The following is a 16,047-nucleotide window of genomic DNA, read 5'->3' on the forward strand; positions in this document are numbered from 1 at the left end:
ACGAAAAATAATACTCCGAATATTTGGATTACAACATAGAAGAAACTGTTTAAATTTTATTCGTTCAAATTTTTAGAGATGTTTTAGAGATGTTTTTTTACATACGCTTCGCTCCTGTGACCGTTGGTTCTTCCTTGAAACGATAATAGCGGGCTATTTACATACGCTTCGCTCCTGTGACCGCTGGTTGAGTTGAGAGAAAGGAAAAAACAGCCGAAAACAGACTAAAAATGAACGAAGAAAAAGGTATAATAAAATATTCGTATAAAATTTAAACAGTTACTTACATTATCAAAAAACAATTGACTGGAGTTCGGGGTTTAATAGTGAGTATCAAATCCTGCAGGACGGGAATAATTATATAATAAGAGAGAAAAATGAAATTAACGTATATTTATCATAGCGGCTACGCAATAGAGGGAGATGGTTTTACAATCATTGTAGATTATTACAAAGACTCATCGGATATACCCGGAGAGGGTATTGTACACAAAGAACTCTTGAAAAAGGAAGGAAAACTGTATGTTCTTTGCACACACTCACATCACGACCATTTCAACAAAGAAGTACTGAAGTGGAAATGGGAACACCCCAATGTAGTCTATATTTTCTCTAAAGATATACTCAAACACAAGAAAGCGAAAGACCGTGACGCCATCTATCTGGACAAGTCGGATACATACCGTGACGAAACATTGTTTATACAGGCATTCGGATCTACGGACTTAGGCGTTTCTTTCCTTATTAAAACTGCGGATAAGACAATATTCCATGCGGGAGACCTCAACAACTGGCACTGGAACGAAGAATCCACAAAAGAAGAAATAGACGAAGCAGAAGCATTCTATCAGGATGAACTTAATCTGTTGGCAAGCAAGGTTAAACACCTCGATTTAGCCATGTTCCCTATCGACCCACGACTGGGAAAGGACTACATGAAAGGTGCCGAACAGTTTATCAGCGCTATACAAACGGATATTTTCGCACCGATGCATTTTGCAGAAGCCTACGAACAGGCAGCCGCCTTTGCCGGATATGCGGAGAGTAAGAATTGTAAATTCATCCGCTGGAAGCACAGGGGAGAAAATATTGTGTTTTAAGTTATAATCAGACAAACAAAAGCCTCAAATTATTTAACCTAATTATTATCTACCAATACTTAATAGTTCCCCTATTTTTATTAGATTTGTATAAATGATGCCGCTTATCCGGAACATAATTTAAAAACCTAAGATTATGAAAAAGCTGATAATTCCATTATTTATACTCTTTGCATCCCTATGCGCCACAGCACAGGAAGGGCATAAACTAAATGCCGGAATCGATTTATCGTTCGGAATGCCTTATTTTAGCAGCGACCGGAAAAACCCTGTTGCCGGAGGGGGAAGTATAGGCTACGAGTACGATTTTATCTTTTTCTTTGGTATCGAAGCCGGATTCCGTTTCGGAGGATTTAACCAGAAAGTAGGATATACAGACCCGAATATTGGGCAAGGCGAATCCGGAGAAGTGTATGGAAATTTCGAGGACATATACAGGGGTACATTCTGGGCGCCATATATAGCGCCAAAACTTTATTTCCCCATCGGCTATGACGATAAAAATGACCGTGCGCGGTATGTATATCTCGAAAACAGGTTGTCATATACCCGTATGAACCTCAACCTGGATAAGATCACCAATATGGAAGGCTCGGCACATAAGTATGGTTTACAATATGAGATAAGAGCCGGATACCAGTTCCCCGTGAACGAACGGTGGGCCATTAATGCCTGGCTGGGTTACAACACATTTAATTTTGGCAGGATAAAGCCCGATGTTATCAAGTTTAAGAATTCCACACCGCTTCAGATCGGTATCGGTTTCAATTATATCATTAAACAGTAACCCCGATGAAAAGAATCATATTCCTTATAACCATCCTTGCTTTTGGCCACACTATGCAGGCACAACAGAAAGTAACCAGTATACTCGAAGTACTGAATGTAAATACGGGCGAACGCTCCACGGTAAAAGAATTCCCATATCTGATAGAAGCCCCCAACTGGACTTACGACGGGCAATGGCTGATATACAACAGCGGAGGAAAGCTTTGGAAACTCGCTCCCGCTTCTCCTGCCGAACCGCAAGAGATATACACCGGATTTGCCACCAACTGCAACAACGACCATGTGCTATCCTTCGATGGCAGGCATATAGCCATCAGTCATGGCACACAGGAAGACGGACAATCCCGTATCTATACACTTCCCATCCAAGGTGGCGACCCTCAGCTGATAACGCCATTAGCACCCAGCTACCTGCATGGCTGGAGCCCTGACGGGAAATATCTGGCATATTGTGCCGAAAGAAAAGGGAATTACGACATATACGCTATCCCCGCCAAAGGCGGAGCAGAAATGCGCCTCACCGAAACGGAAGGTCTGGATGACGGGCCTGAATATTCGCCGGATGGGAAATATATATGGTTCAACTCGGTACGTACGGGGCTGATGCAAATCTGGCGCATGAAGGCAAACGGAACGGAACAAACCCAGATGACCTTCGATGAAACCCGTAATTCATGGTTCCCGCATATTTCTCCCAATGGGAAACATGTCGTTTTCATTACATATTATAAAGGAGATTTAGAACCGGGAGAGCATCTGGCAAATAAGAATGTGGAATTGCGTATAATGCCAGCAAAAGGAGGCGAACCAAAAACGCTGGTAAAACTATTTGGCGGACAAGGCACCATCAATGTCAATTCATGGTCGCCCGACAGCAAATATATAGCTTTTGTCAGTTATCGTATAAATGAATAAATAAGATGAATAATAACCCCGAACCGGAAAAAGTAACCAGCATACTCGAAATATTCGACATTACCACCAATAAAAGTACTTTAGTAAAAGAATTCCCATACCTGATAGAAGCCCCCGACTGGACAGCCGATGGGAAGTGGCTGATATACAACAGTGAAGGATTAATTTATAAGTTATCCGTTGATGGAGGCGACCCACAACAGATAGACACGGGATTCGCTACTAAATGCAACAACGACCACCTTATATCTCCCGATGGGAAATGGCTGGCGGTAAGCCACCGCTCGCTCCCCGAAGGCAGGCCTACAATCTTTATCCTCCCAGCCGGAGGCGGTACCCCAAAACAGGTAACCCCATCCGCGCCCAGCTATATGCACGGATGGAGCCCCGACAGCAAATCATTGACATACTGTGCAAACCGCAACGGTGAAATGGACGTATATACAATCAACGCTGACGGGACGGACGAAACACGCCTGACCTTCTCGGAAGGCTTGAACGATGGGCCGGAATATAGCCCCGACGGGAATTATATCTGGTTCAATTCGGTACGCACAGGGCTGATGCAGATTTGGAGAATGAAAACAGACGGTTCGGAACAAACGCAAATGACCTTTGATGAAGACCGTAACGCGTGGTTTCCCCATATCTCCCCTGACGGCAAGTACGCAATATACATAGCGTATAAGAAAGGCGACCTTGAGCCGTACGAGCATCTGCGATACAAGAATGTGGAAATACGCATTATGCCGGCAAACGGAGGCGAACCAAAAACAATAATAGAACTATTCGGCGGGCAGGGAACATTTAATGTGAATCCGTGGTCGCCCGACAGTAAAAGATTCGCATACATCAGATACAGGACTGAATAATAAATCGGCAGAGAATAGGAGAGTAACTAAGAAACTGTTTGAATTTTAGCGAAAAGTTCTATTATAGACTCTTAATTGTGAACACTTTAAAATAAAATAGCGTTGTAAGAGATAGAATTGAAATTATTGCCTCTTTTTTATTGACGATATCCGGTTACAGGATAATTATTTATGTCAATCAGTAGTTGAAAATATGCTTGATATAATAGCTCTTTTTTATTCTGCGCGCAATCGCAGATTGCTTGCCTTACTTTTGGCCAAAGCTCCCTACTGCCGCGCCCTCCCGGGCTTGTCCTTCCTTTTGGCATTGCCCAAAAGAAGGCAAAAGGCTAGTGCTTTGTCCCTCGGCGACCCACCAACGGCTTGCCGGCTAAACGGGACGAAACTCGCGGCTCGGACAACATCCCGTTTCACGCCGCCTGCACCGGGTGGGTACCCCGCCTGCGGAACAGATGCACGGAGTCGCGACGCAACGTCAAGACAGAGGATAGACTCTGCAAATCAGGCGTCAGCAAGCGCCGTTAGCAAGCGTACGGGGTACCCACCCGGTGCAGGCGGCGTAGAATGAAGTGCGGGCGCTTTTAAACATCGTCTGCCAATTATCGCAAAGATGAGATTTTCATCACTTCATTCAGCCGGCAAGCCGTTGGTGGGTCGTACGGCGAAGCGGGGCGCAATGCTTTTTTGCTTACTTTTGGAGCTTTGGCCAAAAGTAAGGCAAGCAATCTGCGATTGCGCGCAGAATAAAAAATAAAAGAACGTATAATTTAAACAAAAGCAAATACTGATTCACATTATTTTATAGCTTTGTACATAATTATATCATATAGATATATGGAGAACATTAAAAAACAATATTGGAAATATTCCCTGATAATACTTATTGTTTTCATGGGGATTGTTCTATTCAGGGAGTTAGCTCCATTTATGAGCGGGATGCTGGGTGCTTCTACCATCTATGTAATGGTAAGAGGGCAAATGAAATACCTGACCGGGAAAAAAAATATGGGTCGTGGTACTGCGGCCATCCTCATTTTATTGGAAGCTATATTATGCTTTCTGATACCTATCTCTGTAGCTGTTTGGCTACTGGTAGGGGAATTGAATAATATAAATCTTAACCCTGCGTCTTACCTATCAGGGATACAACACTTTAACGAACTGGTGCAACAAAAGACAGGTTATAATGTGCTCAGTACAGAAAATATAATGAGTGCCGCGTCTTACCTGCCTAAAATCGGACAAATACTGCTCGATAGTGTCAGCAGCTTTGTTATCAACTCATTGGTACTGGTTTTCGTCTTATACTTTATGCTTATAGGAGGAGCACAGATGGAGAAATACCTCTATTCCTTATTGCCTTTCGATGAAGGGAATAAAAAAAATGTGATACACTCTATTAAGATGATGGTAACATCCAATGCTATCGGTATCCCTTTACTAGCCATTATACAAGGTGCTATCGCTACAATCGGCTATGTCATTTTCGGAACTCCGAGCCCGATCCTTTTCGGGTTCCTTACATGTTTCGCCACCATTATCCCATTGATAGGCACATCCTTGATATGGTTCCCGCTGGCTGTCTATCTGGCGCTGACAGGAGACTGGGTCAGTGCAATCGGGCTGGCTGCCTACGCGCTCCTGATTATTTCCAATATAGACAACCTGATCCGTTTTATGCTGCAAAAAAAATTGGCCGACACGCATCCGCTGGTAACAGTTTTCGGAGTTATAATAGGTCTGACACTGTTCGGATTCTGGGGAGTTATTTTCGGTCCTCTGTTGATATCCGTATTTATCCTATGCATTGATATATTCAAACGGGAATATCTCGATGATAAAAGGACAATCATTACACCCGATTACTACGAAGATGATAAAACACTAAACTTGTAAAATATGAAAAAAACTTTACTATTGATCGCAGCCTTTATTATGTCCGTTTCGTGTATATATGCTCAACAGGCATTAGGAGAAGGCTCTAACATTACTTCTCCGGAAGTGCACGCAGACAATACTGTCACACTACGCCTGTTCGCGCCAAATGCACAGGAGGTAAAAGTTACAGGAGACTGGATTCCGAGAGTGGACTGGAAACCCGGCATGGCAACCCTGACAAAGGACGCGGCAGGGCTTTGGTCGCACACAACGGAGGCTTTGCCATCCGATCTATACAGCTATTCGTTCTTCGTTGACGGAGTGGAAACAAAAGATCCTAACAATGTATACCTTAACAGGGATGTAGCCACTGTATCAAACATCTTTATCACAGGAAACGGACAAGCCGACCTGTATAAAGTGCAAAGCGTTCCTCATGGGTCTGTTACCCGCCGTTGGTACGATTCTCCGGGGAATAACAAGGTACGCCGCATAACCGTTTATACACCTCCGGGTTATGAAAAAGGTTCGGACGAATATCCCGTACTCTACTTATTGCACGGCATGGGTGGCGACGAAGAAGCATGGATGGCTCTCGGACGTACCTCGCAGATTATCGACAACCTGATAGCACAGGGTAAAGCCAAACCGATGATTATAGTGATGCCGAACGGTAATGTATCGCAGGAAGCGGCTCCGGGCGAATCGAGCCTCGGTTTTTACAAACCGGTTTTCCAGTTGCCGCAAACAATGGATGGAAAAATGGAAGAAACTTTTCCTGACGTAATGAAATTTATCGAAGACAATTACCGTGTATATACAGACCGCTCGGGACGTGCTATTGCCGGACTGTCGATGGGAGGTTACCATTCTTTGCATATTTCGCGTTATTACCCGAACACATTCGATTATATAGGCTTATTCTCTCCGGCGATCAATCCAAATCCCGGCGTCAACTCGAGAGCCTATGAAGATATTGAAGGCACATTATCCGGCCAGATAAGAAACGGGTATCAACTCTACTGGATAGGTATAGGCAAAACGGACTTCCTGTATAACGATGTTCAGGCATATAAGGCCAAACTTGACAAATTGGAGGCCAGATACACGTATGTAGAGACTGAAGGAGGGCACACCTGGAGCAATTGGAGAGCTTACCTCTCCGAGTTTCTGCCCCTGCTGTTTAAGTAAAATAGAAAAAGATAATTTGGAGTTTTTGTATCTCTTTGATATGCATGCATATCTTAAAATACTTTAACCACAGAGTGAAAGGAGAAACACGGAGTTTTTTCTCAATAGACCTAGTTCTTTTTCCATTACTAAATAACACCACAATACATGACAAAAATTATTCAAACACGATTTGGAGACGATGTAGGGGCAGTGGCTTGTCCCTGCCCGCTTGTCATCGTTTACGGGCACCCACAAGGGGATGCCCCTACAGCAGGATATAAAATTTTGTCATGTACTTAGAAATAACACATAAAAGTAAAGAGGCTATTCAAAAGTCAAGCACGCAATGACAATTGTGTCTTTGTCTTTTGAATAGCCTCTTTATTAACTCTATTCTTTTACCCAGACAGACAGCTTACCTCCTTCTACCAGGAAGTTTCCATCACCATCTTCGTCAATCACTACCTTATCTTTGATATTGCCTGTTAGGTCATACCATACTTCACCTTTTCGGGCGGCGCCTACATTCATCATTTTATTCCCGTCTTCTCCATTCGAGATCAATAGAGCCAGTCCCGAACCGGGATGATCCTTATCTCCCGTACGCACAAAGCCGACTGTAGCCACATGGTCGAAATAATCGACCTGATCGCCATAGGCATATTTGTGCCGTGCCTGTAAAAGAGTGTCTATGATTTCCCTGTGGGGCGATTCCTCTCCGTGTACGCCATAGTAGTCTCCGTAAAAGATACATGGATAACCGTTTTTCATCAGCAGGATCAATCCGTATGCGGATGGCTTAAACCACTCTTCCACTTCCGATTCGAGTGAACTACCCAGCTGGGAATCATGATTATCTACAAATGTAACACCCAGCTCGGCATGCGCTACCGACAAAGAGTTTTTAATCAGGTTCTGCATATCATATTCTTTCCCCTTCCGGGAAGCTTCATACATATTATAATGCAAAGGCACATCGAACAGGTCGACACAACTGCCTACAGACTCCAGATAGTTGTCCAGCGTTTCTATATCGCCGTTCCAATATTCTCCCACTGCGTAAAAATCCTCTCCTCGGTCTGCCCTTACATGTTTCAGGAACTGGCTGATAAACTTATCATCCATGTGCTTTATGGCGTCGAGGCGCATACCATCCAAGTCCAGCTCTTTGGAAACCCATACACCCCAACGGTTCAGTTCATTGATAACTTCCGGATGATTCAGATCCAGATCGTTACACAAAAGGAAATCATAGTTCCCGTTTTCTTTGTCTACGCCTTCACTCCAGTTCTTATTCTCCCCCATTACCTTAAAAACTCCGCTCCGCTTCTTTGCGTCGTCGAAGCCAACACCCGAAAAATGATACCAATGCCATTTGAAATCCGAATATTTATTATTCCGCCCGCGAAACAGGTATCCTGTCCAAGCCTGAATTTCAAACTCATCGCTGATATCCTTTGTCCGCTCTTTCGGGTCTACCTCTTTTACCATGAACCGCTCGGTATAATCGCCTTCCGCCTTATGATTCATTACCGCATCCAGATAAACAGATATCTGATATTTGTGCAACTCATCTATCATTTGCTTCAATTCGGCTTTTGTACCATATTTCGTTCTGACGGTATTTTGCTGGTCAAACTCACCCAAATCGAACAAATCGTAGGTAGCATATCCCTCATCTTGCTGCTCATCAGCCTTGTAAGCCGGGGGAATCCACACCGCTGTAATACCTATTTCGTGAAGATGCTTCGCATCATCCTTGAGTTTCTTCCACAGGTTGCCGTCATTGGGCAGGTTCCACTCAAAGTATTGCATCATTACACCATTTTTCATAAGAAATAATAGTTTTGTTTATATCTTGTATTAATAACAAGAGGCATAGTTTTTCTGCTACACCTCTTATGTTTTACTGACAATCAACTTGTTAGTTCAGTTTTTTCTTTACATCATCAGCAACATTCTTTACGTCTTTCTTTACCTCTTTAGCTGCTTCGTTTACATCTTTCTTTGTGTTATCCCAGGCGTCTTTCGCTTTTTCTTTTCCTTCTTTTATTTTGTCGGATGCTTTATCGGCTGTCTTATCAACAGACTCTTCTGTTTGTTCAACATTTTCCTTAACATTTTTCTTTGCATCATCATATCCTTCTTTGACCTTATCGGCGCCTTCATCTATTTTATCAGATACATTATTTGCAGTTGTGTCTATTGAAGTCTTTACATCTTCCAATGTCTGGCTCGCGTCACTTTTTACCTTGTCGCTGCATGAAGTAGCCAGCAATATAAGGCCGGCAGCACAGAATACACCTAAAACTTTTTTCATTTCTTAATACAATTTTCTTTTAATTTAAACCTAATTAACCACACCAAATATAATAACCGTTTATTTCGTTTATTATTATATTTTAGTTTAGTACATGACAAAAATTATTCAAACACGATTTGGAGACGATGTAGGGGCAGAGGCTTGTCCCTGCCCGCTTGTCATCGTTTACGGGCACCCACAAGGGGATGCCCCTACAGCAGGATATAAAATTTTGTCATGTACTTAGATATTTTAGATATAACACACAAAAGCGCAAAAAAGATTAAACAAAAGAAAAAAATGGCAGTAAAAAATTTCAAAACAAACATATCAAAAATAAATGTTTTATTAAGAACGTTGTAGGGGCAATCCCTTGTGGTTCCCTCATATAAAATAAACGGGCAGGGACAAGCCACTGCCCCTACAAATACATGGAAATACAACATTTCCCATTTCTTATTTGCCTCCCGGATATAAATTATCCCACCAGCCACTATCGTTTTTCAGCCATTTACTGAACCATGCCATAATGGAATTGTTCCATTCCACACGCCTCTTATAGTTCATTACCCCGTGGTTTTCGTCTTTAACCTGTATAAATTCAACAGGTTTCCCCAATATTCTCAAAGCCGTGTACATCTGAATGCTCTCTCCCATCGGCACATTCGTATCCACTGTTCCGTGAGTAAGCAACAACGGTGTGTTTATTTTATCGGCGCTGAACAATGGGCTCTGCTTAACATACATATCGGTATTATTCCACGGATAACTGTTAGCGCTGGCTCCCGAACTGTAAGTATATCCCCAGTACCCTTCTCCCCAGTAACTGCTGATGGAGCTGATACCTGCATGCGATACCGCGGCAGCGAACATATCCGTCCGGGTTTGCAGATACATGGTCATAAAACCTCCGTACGAGGCGCCTATACATCCTATCTTCGTTTCATCCACATAGCTATGTTCTTTCATAAACTGCTTAGTACCTTCTATTATATCCTCCGCCGTGCGTTTCCCCCAGGCGTTGACATGGAGGGCGGCAAACTTCTGTCCGAAGCCTGTGGCGCCGCTTGGCTGTACCACATATACCACATACCCTTGCGAGGCGAATACGTGCCCCGGATAAGGGCCTTCGAAGGTACGGGATGTAGGCATAGTTCCCCCATAGTAATATACAATCATCGGATACTTCTTCGACGCGTCGAAGTTAGGCGGCAAATAAAACATGCCTGTTATCTCTGTACCGGCCGAATTGGTAAAATTCCAACCCTCCACTTTCCCTAATGTCATTTCGGCCAGTTGTTCCTTATATGGATCAGCTATCAATGTCGATTTTTGTGTTTTCAGGTCATAGAGATACGCCTTTGTGGAATTGGAGGCACTTACTCCCGAATAAATACCCAAAAGAGCATTGTCGGCCGTACTGAATGTGCGGATAACCTCTTCATCCAATGGCAATTTGGAGAAAGATTTAGCCGAAGGGTTGTATGTGTACATATTCACACAGTCCTTATCGGTAGTACGGAAATATATCAGGTTATCTTTTTTGTTCCAAAAACCGGCATCAATACTCGGATCGAAGTCTTTTGTTATCGGTTCTATCTTTTTCGTGCCCAGATCCATAATAAAGGCTAATGCGTTGTAGCTATTCGCCATCTGCCCCTCTGCTATATTCAGCCCTATGCCGCCAAAAGCCTCTCCCGCGCCGGATATCAGCACCTTCTTTCCATCGGGAGAAAACGAAGCCCCATAGGCAAACGCCTCTTTTGTCCATAAGGTATCCACTGTCATTGCCGGCAAATCGAGTTTATACATAGAAAAATTCCTGAACGGCCTTTTTGTCACGGTTTCATCGGATATTGAAATCAATAACTGCTTGGAATCGGCGCTAATATCATTTAAATATGTAGAGTGCGAGCCAAATGTGAGTTGCTGGCTAAGGCCTGTAGCCAGGTCGTATTTATAAATAAATGAACGGTTTCCATAACCGGGCTGACGGTCTTCGGGCGATCTTAATAGTTTCAGGTCGCTCTTATTTTCGGCTTCTTTTTCTTCTTTTGTATAAAATAACGTTCTTTCATCGGGCGAAAACAGAATGCTTTCGTCCGGAATATCTTTTGCAAGCACAGCTTCCTGCATTGTAAGCGGGTCGATTGTCCGCAATTCAGTTCCCGCATCGGTTTTCGATACATAGAACATCTTTTCACTCTTAGGCATCCATGCCAGCAGGCGTTTGCTACCTTCGGTGTCTATCAGCATGTTAGTGCCTGTCTTTACATTATGCAGTTCGGCAGATGTAATACTTTTTTCGCCCAGTGTATTGCGGTAAAATATCAGTGCGTATTGCCCGTTGTTTGACAAACTGACCTTTGACACACGCTTGCCCAACAGCATATCGGAAAAATTCACAAACCTGCTATTCGTATTTGATGAAGCGAAGGTAGTATTGCTATCTTCTTTTTCATTTTCTATATCTATCTTCAATGTAGGAGGAACCTCGTCTTTAGCCGAGGCCAGCAGTTTGATAACGACACGGCTCCGCTGCGGATACGGGCTTATTGTGGTAGTTATATCCTTCTTGTCGGAACGGAAGGTACTTTCTTTCGTCTCTTTTGTAGCCGCCAGTTTTCCGTCAACATATATTTCAATCATATTGGGTGTGGTTACCCTCAGGGTACCCTTCGCAAAACGGTCAGAAGTGACATAGAAGGATATCAATTGCACTGTCGTCCCGTTTTCCTGCGGCTTTTCCATATAGAAGAACCCGTCGGCATCGGCCTTGAGCGGCCTTACAAAAACAGATTGGCCGGGGATAGTCACCTGCATTTTCAACAGATTTTTTTCCGAAAAAGATTCGCCTTTCAGGTTTACGCTGTCTATCTTCAGGGGATTGACTACCGTTACCGAAGGCGCTGTGTATATTTGACTGATAGTCAGTTTTTTTTGAGGATAAAGGCTAACTGCTATAAACATGCCGGCTAACAAGATGCACGATTTGAACTTCATATTTTAGATTTTTTAGTTTTCATGAAACACAAAGGTATAAATTATCGGGCGAGATAATGAATCGGGATAAAAATAGATTAGAGGATCTTACACTTTCTTCAATATAAACTCTATTGTTAAAATGCTATGATTATTTTACCTTTTATATGTTCTAACACATTTTAATATTATATTTGTACCACAAACAATGAAGCCTAAAATAACCAGAAGATGAAGCCCTTTACTTACTACATTATCTTTATTTTACTTATTTTCTGTACTTATTCCTGTTCTACAGATTCCCTTATGTTATATCATCCGCAGGAGGAAGAACCGGAACCTAAGCCTGAACCAGAACCCGAGCCAGAACCGGAACCGGAATATTACTGGCTATTGAAAACGGTGGGTTACCCTGATGATAATCCGGGATTCTCGAGACGTTACAGTCAGGAATTCACTTATACTGACGATGACCTGATGAAGACGATAACAAGTTCGAAAGAAAATGATTCGCCTATCGTAGTAGATTACATCAGCGACAGCAAGGTGTCTTATTCCAGAATTATCCAGCAAAATGCCACCTCTGTATATTACGATAGCCTGCTTGTTTTCCTTAACGACAAAAAACAGGCTGAATATGCACTGCATGTAAGATATACCGAGAGAACCTCGGGCGAAGAAACAACAAAAAAAATATCGATAAACGATTCAACTACATTTGTCTACGATGCCGCAGGGTATATGCAGCAACTGGATCACTACGACAAAACGGGGATTGAATCTTCGCTGAACTACTCGGAAACTTATACCGTTGTAGATGGCAACATAACAGAGGTTTCGACATCGAAAGGCTATCTGTTCCAATATACTTATGACGACAAGGAACACGCCGCACCTTCGGAGTACTGCTACGAAATGCCACGAAACACGTTCAATATGGCTACTACATGCTGGCTCATGGCAAACCTGCCTTTCTTGTCAGAACACATGGGGGCAAGGAGTAAGAATAACATTATACAGGCTGTGGTAACAAAAATAAGTGACGGTTCTACATACGCTGATATAAAATATGATTATACATTCGATGAAAATAATCTCGTATCACAAGTTGAAATGTCGGGCACAACCAAGAACAACAAAGCCTTTGAAAACTATATAACAACATTTACGTATATAGAGAAAGAAAAGAAATAAGGTAGCGAGCGTATTTATTATTTGTATATGGGCGTATTATATGCGCCCATTTCCATTTCCTGAATTCGATTTCGGGCGTGCGCAATATGCTCCTGCCCGAAAAACCAACCCTGACTGCAAGTAATGAAAAAGAAGAGAGATGCTTAAACATTACCCAGCCAGGGTTGGGGCTAAGGGGAATAGCCGTATTTTTTGGGGTTTATTACCCGTGTGATATATTCAATATCTTTCCTGTAATTTTGTCTATCCTGATCTGCAAAACACCTCCTTTCCGTCCTTCTTTTGGCGAACTTACAACAGTCCATATATTATTTTCGAGATTTATCAGCAGAGGGCTTTCGTTGTCAATCGCATCATTGCCATACGCTGCTTTCAATGCAGGTTTGGCCACAGTCAATACACTCCCGATGGTAGGCAATGCCGGTTCAGCATCGCCGGCTGGCGCCTGAGATGTGAAATTTATTCCTTTCAGCGGGTTGAACAGTTTACTTTCCAGAGACTTGCTCCTGATGTGATATAATGGGATGGAAACGATAAGACCTATGAAACATACAGCATACACACCTGACCTATTGCTCATAATACCTGTATTTATTAGTTAGTAACTGTTTAAATTTTATACGAATATTTTATTATACCCTTTTCTTCGTTCAATTTCGTTCTGTTTAACTAATAGAGGGTACTCTTACAGATATTCCATAAATGAAGTGCAGAAAATAATCGTATTTCACGAAAAAGCGCTGAAGATGAGTATCTCCAGCGCCTGTATCATATAGGCTGATGCCTGATTATTCCTTTATCAGCTTAAACAACAGCTCCGGCTCATCGGTAGTTATAAAATCAATATCGAATCCTAGCATTTCTTTCATCACAGCTTCATCATTGACTGTCCACGCATTTGTAAGCAGCCCCATCGATTTGGCTTTACCTGCCAGCCCCTTATCTTTCTGAAACAGTGAATAATGAAAATCCACCCCGTCCATTCCGGCGGCTTTCAGTTCTTCCAGTGTCTTGTCCGAACCTAAGTACAATACTTTAGCCGCGGGGTCTAACTCTTTTACACGAACAAGGTATTGCATGCCAAACGAAATATAATCGACCCAGGCCTGCGCTTTCAGGCGATGTACCAGTTGTACAACCGAATCGGCGATGGCCTTCCCTTTATTCGTGCCTTTTATCTCTACTACTAACTTAGTCTTATTCTGGGTTTTGATATAATTTATATATTCTTCGAGGGTAGGCACGAAGTCTCCGTTCTTCAACGGGGTTTCGGACAATTCCTTAGCCGTGGTTTCCTCTACGACCTTACCTCCTATCGATGGGTCGTGCGACAGTACGACAACATCGTCAGACGACATCCACACATCCAGTTCCGAGCCTTCGCACCCCAGCTCAACGGCTTGCTTCAGAGAGCTCATCGAGTTGTGGCTATAATCCATATTCCGCCAAGCCCCTCTGTGTGCGATTACTTTATTGTGCAGAAAATCGTCTTTTACCAGTTCGAAGGATTTCGATTCACTCCCACTTTTCAGTACTACTTCATAAGATATAGGAGATTCCCCTTTCAATTGTTTCTTTTTCTTCAACTTAAGATTGCCTTCTTTGTCAACTTCAAATAATCCCGAAGGGTCTTTCTCTAACGATACTGTTCCGCCGGAGGGGGAAATAATTTTACCTATTAGCGCACCTTTCTGATTAACGGGGATGGTATAATTATCCAATACCAACAGGTGGTTATGCGACTGGGCAAGCAAGACAAATATGCTAAACGATAAAAACAGGGGTAATAAAATAGCTTTTTTCATAATTAAATTTTGAGCATTTATAAAGATTTACAAATATACCAATTTAGTTATAAGATTTAAGGTAGATTGAATGGATAAATAATAGAGTTTATATTCAATAAAAGAGTAAGAAGCATATTTTTAGGAGTTTTAGTTGCCACGACTTTCAAGTCGTGGATAATAATACAGATAGAAAACGACTTTAGTCAAAACATTTTGGCTAAAGCCATTATCTGATTAGACTATTATCCTCCAGCTAAAGCAGCAGGCAATTAAATCACAGAGAATAAACCATATATAATCTTATTGAATATAAACTCTAATAAGTAATGCGAATCAGGGGTTGAAAGCAGCTCAACCCCTGCCTGAAAGGCAGAATCTTCATAACCGTATGCAAGCGCAGCGTAGCTTACGGAGCAAGGCAATTACACTCCCCCCTGCCCGAAGCGGCAGGACACACAGTATGTCCTGTCTTTCAGACAGCTGGTATTGCTCATCCTTTTTCCGCAGGTCGATGACCCGCGGTTATGAAGATTTGGCTTTTCAAGCCTTTTCTCAAATCCTGATTGGCATATATTATGCGAATCAAGGGTTAATTGTGCTATTTTTTGTCCCTTTAGGGACTGAATGTTGGTAGAAAGAAGCTTTAACCGGTTAATTGCGTGCCGTCAGGTACGCAATATCTACAGAACAATTCACATTTTGTACCTGACGGCACAAAAAACGAATTTCATTCATGTTTCTACCAATATGATGTGCCTAACGGCACATTTAACCCTTGATTCGCATAAGTAATAATTAATGCGACATTCTCTTTGTCATCCTGAGTGCTCATTATTTACCAATAAACCAAACGATAATGACGATAAAAATCTTTTCTTTGAAAAAAACTCATGGCAGTGTAGCACCAGTTCAACTAATGTTAATATACTTGCTGTTGAGTCTTGCTTCAAAGAAAGGTAGACCAAATATTGGTGATTCTCTTGATAAAAAGAATAATTCCCGGATGGTAGCATACTTGCATTTTATGCCTGTTTACTTCTTTGAGCCATGAGTTT

General features: G+C 42.3%; 15 protein-coding genes. 10 read left to right on the forward strand and 5 right to left on the reverse strand.

What is annotated here, in order from left to right; all coding sequences use genetic code 11:
• The first annotated feature begins 377 nt into the window (after positions 1–377).
• From D0T84_RS03930 to D0T84_RS22790, 8 genes are all read left to right on the forward strand, one after another.
• The gene (locus tag D0T84_RS03930) at positions 378–1,100 is read left to right on the forward strand and encodes an MBL fold metallo-hydrolase (protein ID WP_163306242.1); all 723 of its coding nucleotides are present in this window, start codon (positions 378–380) and stop codon (positions 1,098–1,100) included.
• Positions 1,101–1,236: 136 nt separating this feature from the next.
• Complete coding sequence (locus D0T84_RS03935) at positions 1,237–1,887, forward strand: outer membrane beta-barrel protein (RefSeq protein ID WP_163306244.1); 651 nt, start codon at positions 1,237–1,239, stop codon at positions 1,885–1,887.
• A gap of 53 nt (positions 1,888–1,940) precedes the next feature.
• A complete protein-coding gene (locus D0T84_RS03940) occupies positions 1,941–2,804 on the forward strand; it encodes a TolB family protein (RefSeq protein ID WP_370525416.1) in 864 nt (287 codons plus the stop codon).
• A 5-nt stretch (positions 2,805–2,809) separates the two neighbouring features.
• Positions 2,810–3,676: a PD40 domain-containing protein gene (locus D0T84_RS03945; RefSeq protein ID WP_163306248.1), complete on the forward strand. Its 867-nt coding sequence runs from the start codon at positions 2,810–2,812 to the stop codon at positions 3,674–3,676.
• 193 nt (positions 3,677–3,869) lie between these two features.
• Entirely contained in the window at positions 3,870–4,244 is a 375-nt protein-coding gene (locus D0T84_RS03950; RefSeq protein ID WP_255495172.1) for a hypothetical protein, read from the forward strand.
• A gap of 266 nt (positions 4,245–4,510) precedes the next feature.
• Positions 4,511–5,572: an AI-2E family transporter gene (locus D0T84_RS03955; protein ID WP_163306250.1), complete on the forward strand. Its 1,062-nt coding sequence runs from the start codon at positions 4,511–4,513 to the stop codon at positions 5,570–5,572.
• A 3-nt stretch (positions 5,573–5,575) separates the two neighbouring features.
• Positions 5,576–6,745 (forward strand): esterase, encoded by a 1,170-nt coding sequence (locus D0T84_RS03960; protein ID WP_163306252.1) that lies wholly within the window; start codon positions 5,576–5,578, stop codon positions 6,743–6,745.
• A 147-nt stretch (positions 6,746–6,892) separates the two neighbouring features.
• Positions 6,893–7,027, forward strand: a complete 135-nt coding sequence (locus tag D0T84_RS22790) for a hypothetical protein (RefSeq protein WP_255495167.1) — start codon at positions 6,893–6,895, stop codon at positions 7,025–7,027.
• Between the two features lie 90 nt (positions 7,028–7,117).
• Here the strand turns inward: D0T84_RS22790 and D0T84_RS03965 are convergent, their stop codons facing one another.
• Entirely contained in the window at positions 7,118–8,560 is a 1,443-nt protein-coding gene (locus D0T84_RS03965) for an alpha-amylase (RefSeq protein WP_163306254.1), read from the reverse strand.
• Positions 8,561–8,651: 91 nt separating this feature from the next.
• On the reverse strand, positions 8,652–9,047 hold the full coding sequence (locus tag D0T84_RS03970) for a hypothetical protein (RefSeq protein ID WP_163306256.1): 396 nt from the start codon (positions 9,045–9,047) through the stop codon (positions 8,652–8,654).
• A 94-nt stretch (positions 9,048–9,141) separates the two neighbouring features.
• Here D0T84_RS03970 and D0T84_RS22795 point away from each other — a divergent pair, with 94 nt between their 5' ends.
• Positions 9,142–9,276 carry a hypothetical protein gene (locus D0T84_RS22795; protein WP_255495175.1) on the forward strand — a complete coding sequence of 45 codons (135 nt, stop codon included), beginning with the start codon at positions 9,142–9,144 and terminating at the stop codon, positions 9,274–9,276.
• 209 nt (positions 9,277–9,485) lie between these two features.
• On the opposite strand, the gene D0T84_RS03975 is transcribed toward D0T84_RS22795, so the two are convergent.
• Positions 9,486–12,032, reverse strand: coding sequence for a prolyl oligopeptidase family serine peptidase (locus tag D0T84_RS03975; protein WP_163306258.1), 2,547 nt, complete (start codon positions 12,030–12,032; stop codon positions 9,486–9,488).
• 285 nt (positions 12,033–12,317) lie between these two features.
• Between D0T84_RS03975 and D0T84_RS03980 the strand changes: the two genes are divergently transcribed.
• Complete coding sequence (locus D0T84_RS03980; protein ID WP_255495176.1) at positions 12,318–13,205, forward strand: hypothetical protein; 888 nt, start codon at positions 12,318–12,320, stop codon at positions 13,203–13,205.
• A gap of 202 nt (positions 13,206–13,407) precedes the next feature.
• Here D0T84_RS03980 and D0T84_RS03985 read toward each other — a convergent pair whose 3' ends face one another.
• The gene (locus D0T84_RS03985) at positions 13,408–13,785 is read right to left on the reverse strand and encodes an NTF2 fold immunity protein (RefSeq protein ID WP_163306262.1); all 378 of its coding nucleotides are present in this window, start codon (positions 13,783–13,785) and stop codon (positions 13,408–13,410) included.
• A gap of 208 nt (positions 13,786–13,993) precedes the next feature.
• Positions 13,994–15,010 carry a glycerophosphodiester phosphodiesterase family protein gene (locus D0T84_RS03990; RefSeq protein ID WP_163306264.1) on the reverse strand — a complete coding sequence of 339 codons (1,017 nt, stop codon included), beginning with the start codon at positions 15,008–15,010 and terminating at the stop codon, positions 13,994–13,996.
• Between the last annotated feature and the right edge of the window lie 1,037 nt (positions 15,011–16,047).

The organism is Dysgonomonas sp. 521, from assembly GCF_010501055.1.
GTDB lineage: Bacteria > Bacteroidota > Bacteroidia > Bacteroidales > Dysgonomonadaceae > Dysgonomonas.

Excerpts from the sequence above, each read along its gene's own strand:
- D0T84_RS03930 (WP_163306242.1), top strand. The coding sequence starts at position 378 with ATGAAATTAACGTATATTTATCATAGCGGCTACGCAATAGAGGGAGAT.
- D0T84_RS03935 (WP_163306244.1), top strand. The coding sequence starts at position 1,237 with ATGAAAAAGCTGATAATTCCATTATTTATACTCTTTGCATCCCTATGC.
- D0T84_RS03940 (WP_370525416.1), top strand. The coding sequence starts at position 1,941 with ATGCAGGCACAACAGAAAGTAACCAGTATACTCGAAGTACTGAATGTA.
- D0T84_RS03945 (WP_163306248.1), top strand. The coding sequence starts at position 2,810 with ATGAATAATAACCCCGAACCGGAAAAAGTAACCAGCATACTCGAAATA.
- D0T84_RS03950 (WP_255495172.1), top strand. The coding sequence starts at position 3,870 with ATGCTTGATATAATAGCTCTTTTTTATTCTGCGCGCAATCGCAGATTG.
- D0T84_RS03955 (WP_163306250.1), top strand. The coding sequence starts at position 4,511 with ATGGAGAACATTAAAAAACAATATTGGAAATATTCCCTGATAATACTT.
- D0T84_RS03960 (WP_163306252.1), top strand. The coding sequence starts at position 5,576 with ATGAAAAAAACTTTACTATTGATCGCAGCCTTTATTATGTCCGTTTCG.
- D0T84_RS22790 (WP_255495167.1), top strand. The coding sequence starts at position 6,893 with ATGACAAAAATTATTCAAACACGATTTGGAGACGATGTAGGGGCAGTG.
- D0T84_RS03965 (WP_163306254.1), bottom strand. The coding sequence starts at position 8,560 with ATGAAAAATGGTGTAATGATGCAATACTTTGAGTGGAACCTGCCCAAT.
- D0T84_RS03970 (WP_163306256.1), bottom strand. The coding sequence starts at position 9,047 with ATGAAAAAAGTTTTAGGTGTATTCTGTGCTGCCGGCCTTATATTGCTG.
- D0T84_RS22795 (WP_255495175.1), top strand. The coding sequence starts at position 9,142 with ATGACAAAAATTATTCAAACACGATTTGGAGACGATGTAGGGGCAGAG.
- D0T84_RS03975 (WP_163306258.1), bottom strand. The coding sequence starts at position 12,032 with ATGAAGTTCAAATCGTGCATCTTGTTAGCCGGCATGTTTATAGCAGTT.
- D0T84_RS03980 (WP_255495176.1), top strand. The coding sequence starts at position 12,318 with ATGTTATATCATCCGCAGGAGGAAGAACCGGAACCTAAGCCTGAACCA.
- D0T84_RS03985 (WP_163306262.1), bottom strand. The coding sequence starts at position 13,785 with ATGAGCAATAGGTCAGGTGTGTATGCTGTATGTTTCATAGGTCTTATC.
- D0T84_RS03990 (WP_163306264.1), bottom strand. The coding sequence starts at position 15,010 with ATGAAAAAAGCTATTTTATTACCCCTGTTTTTATCGTTTAGCATATTT.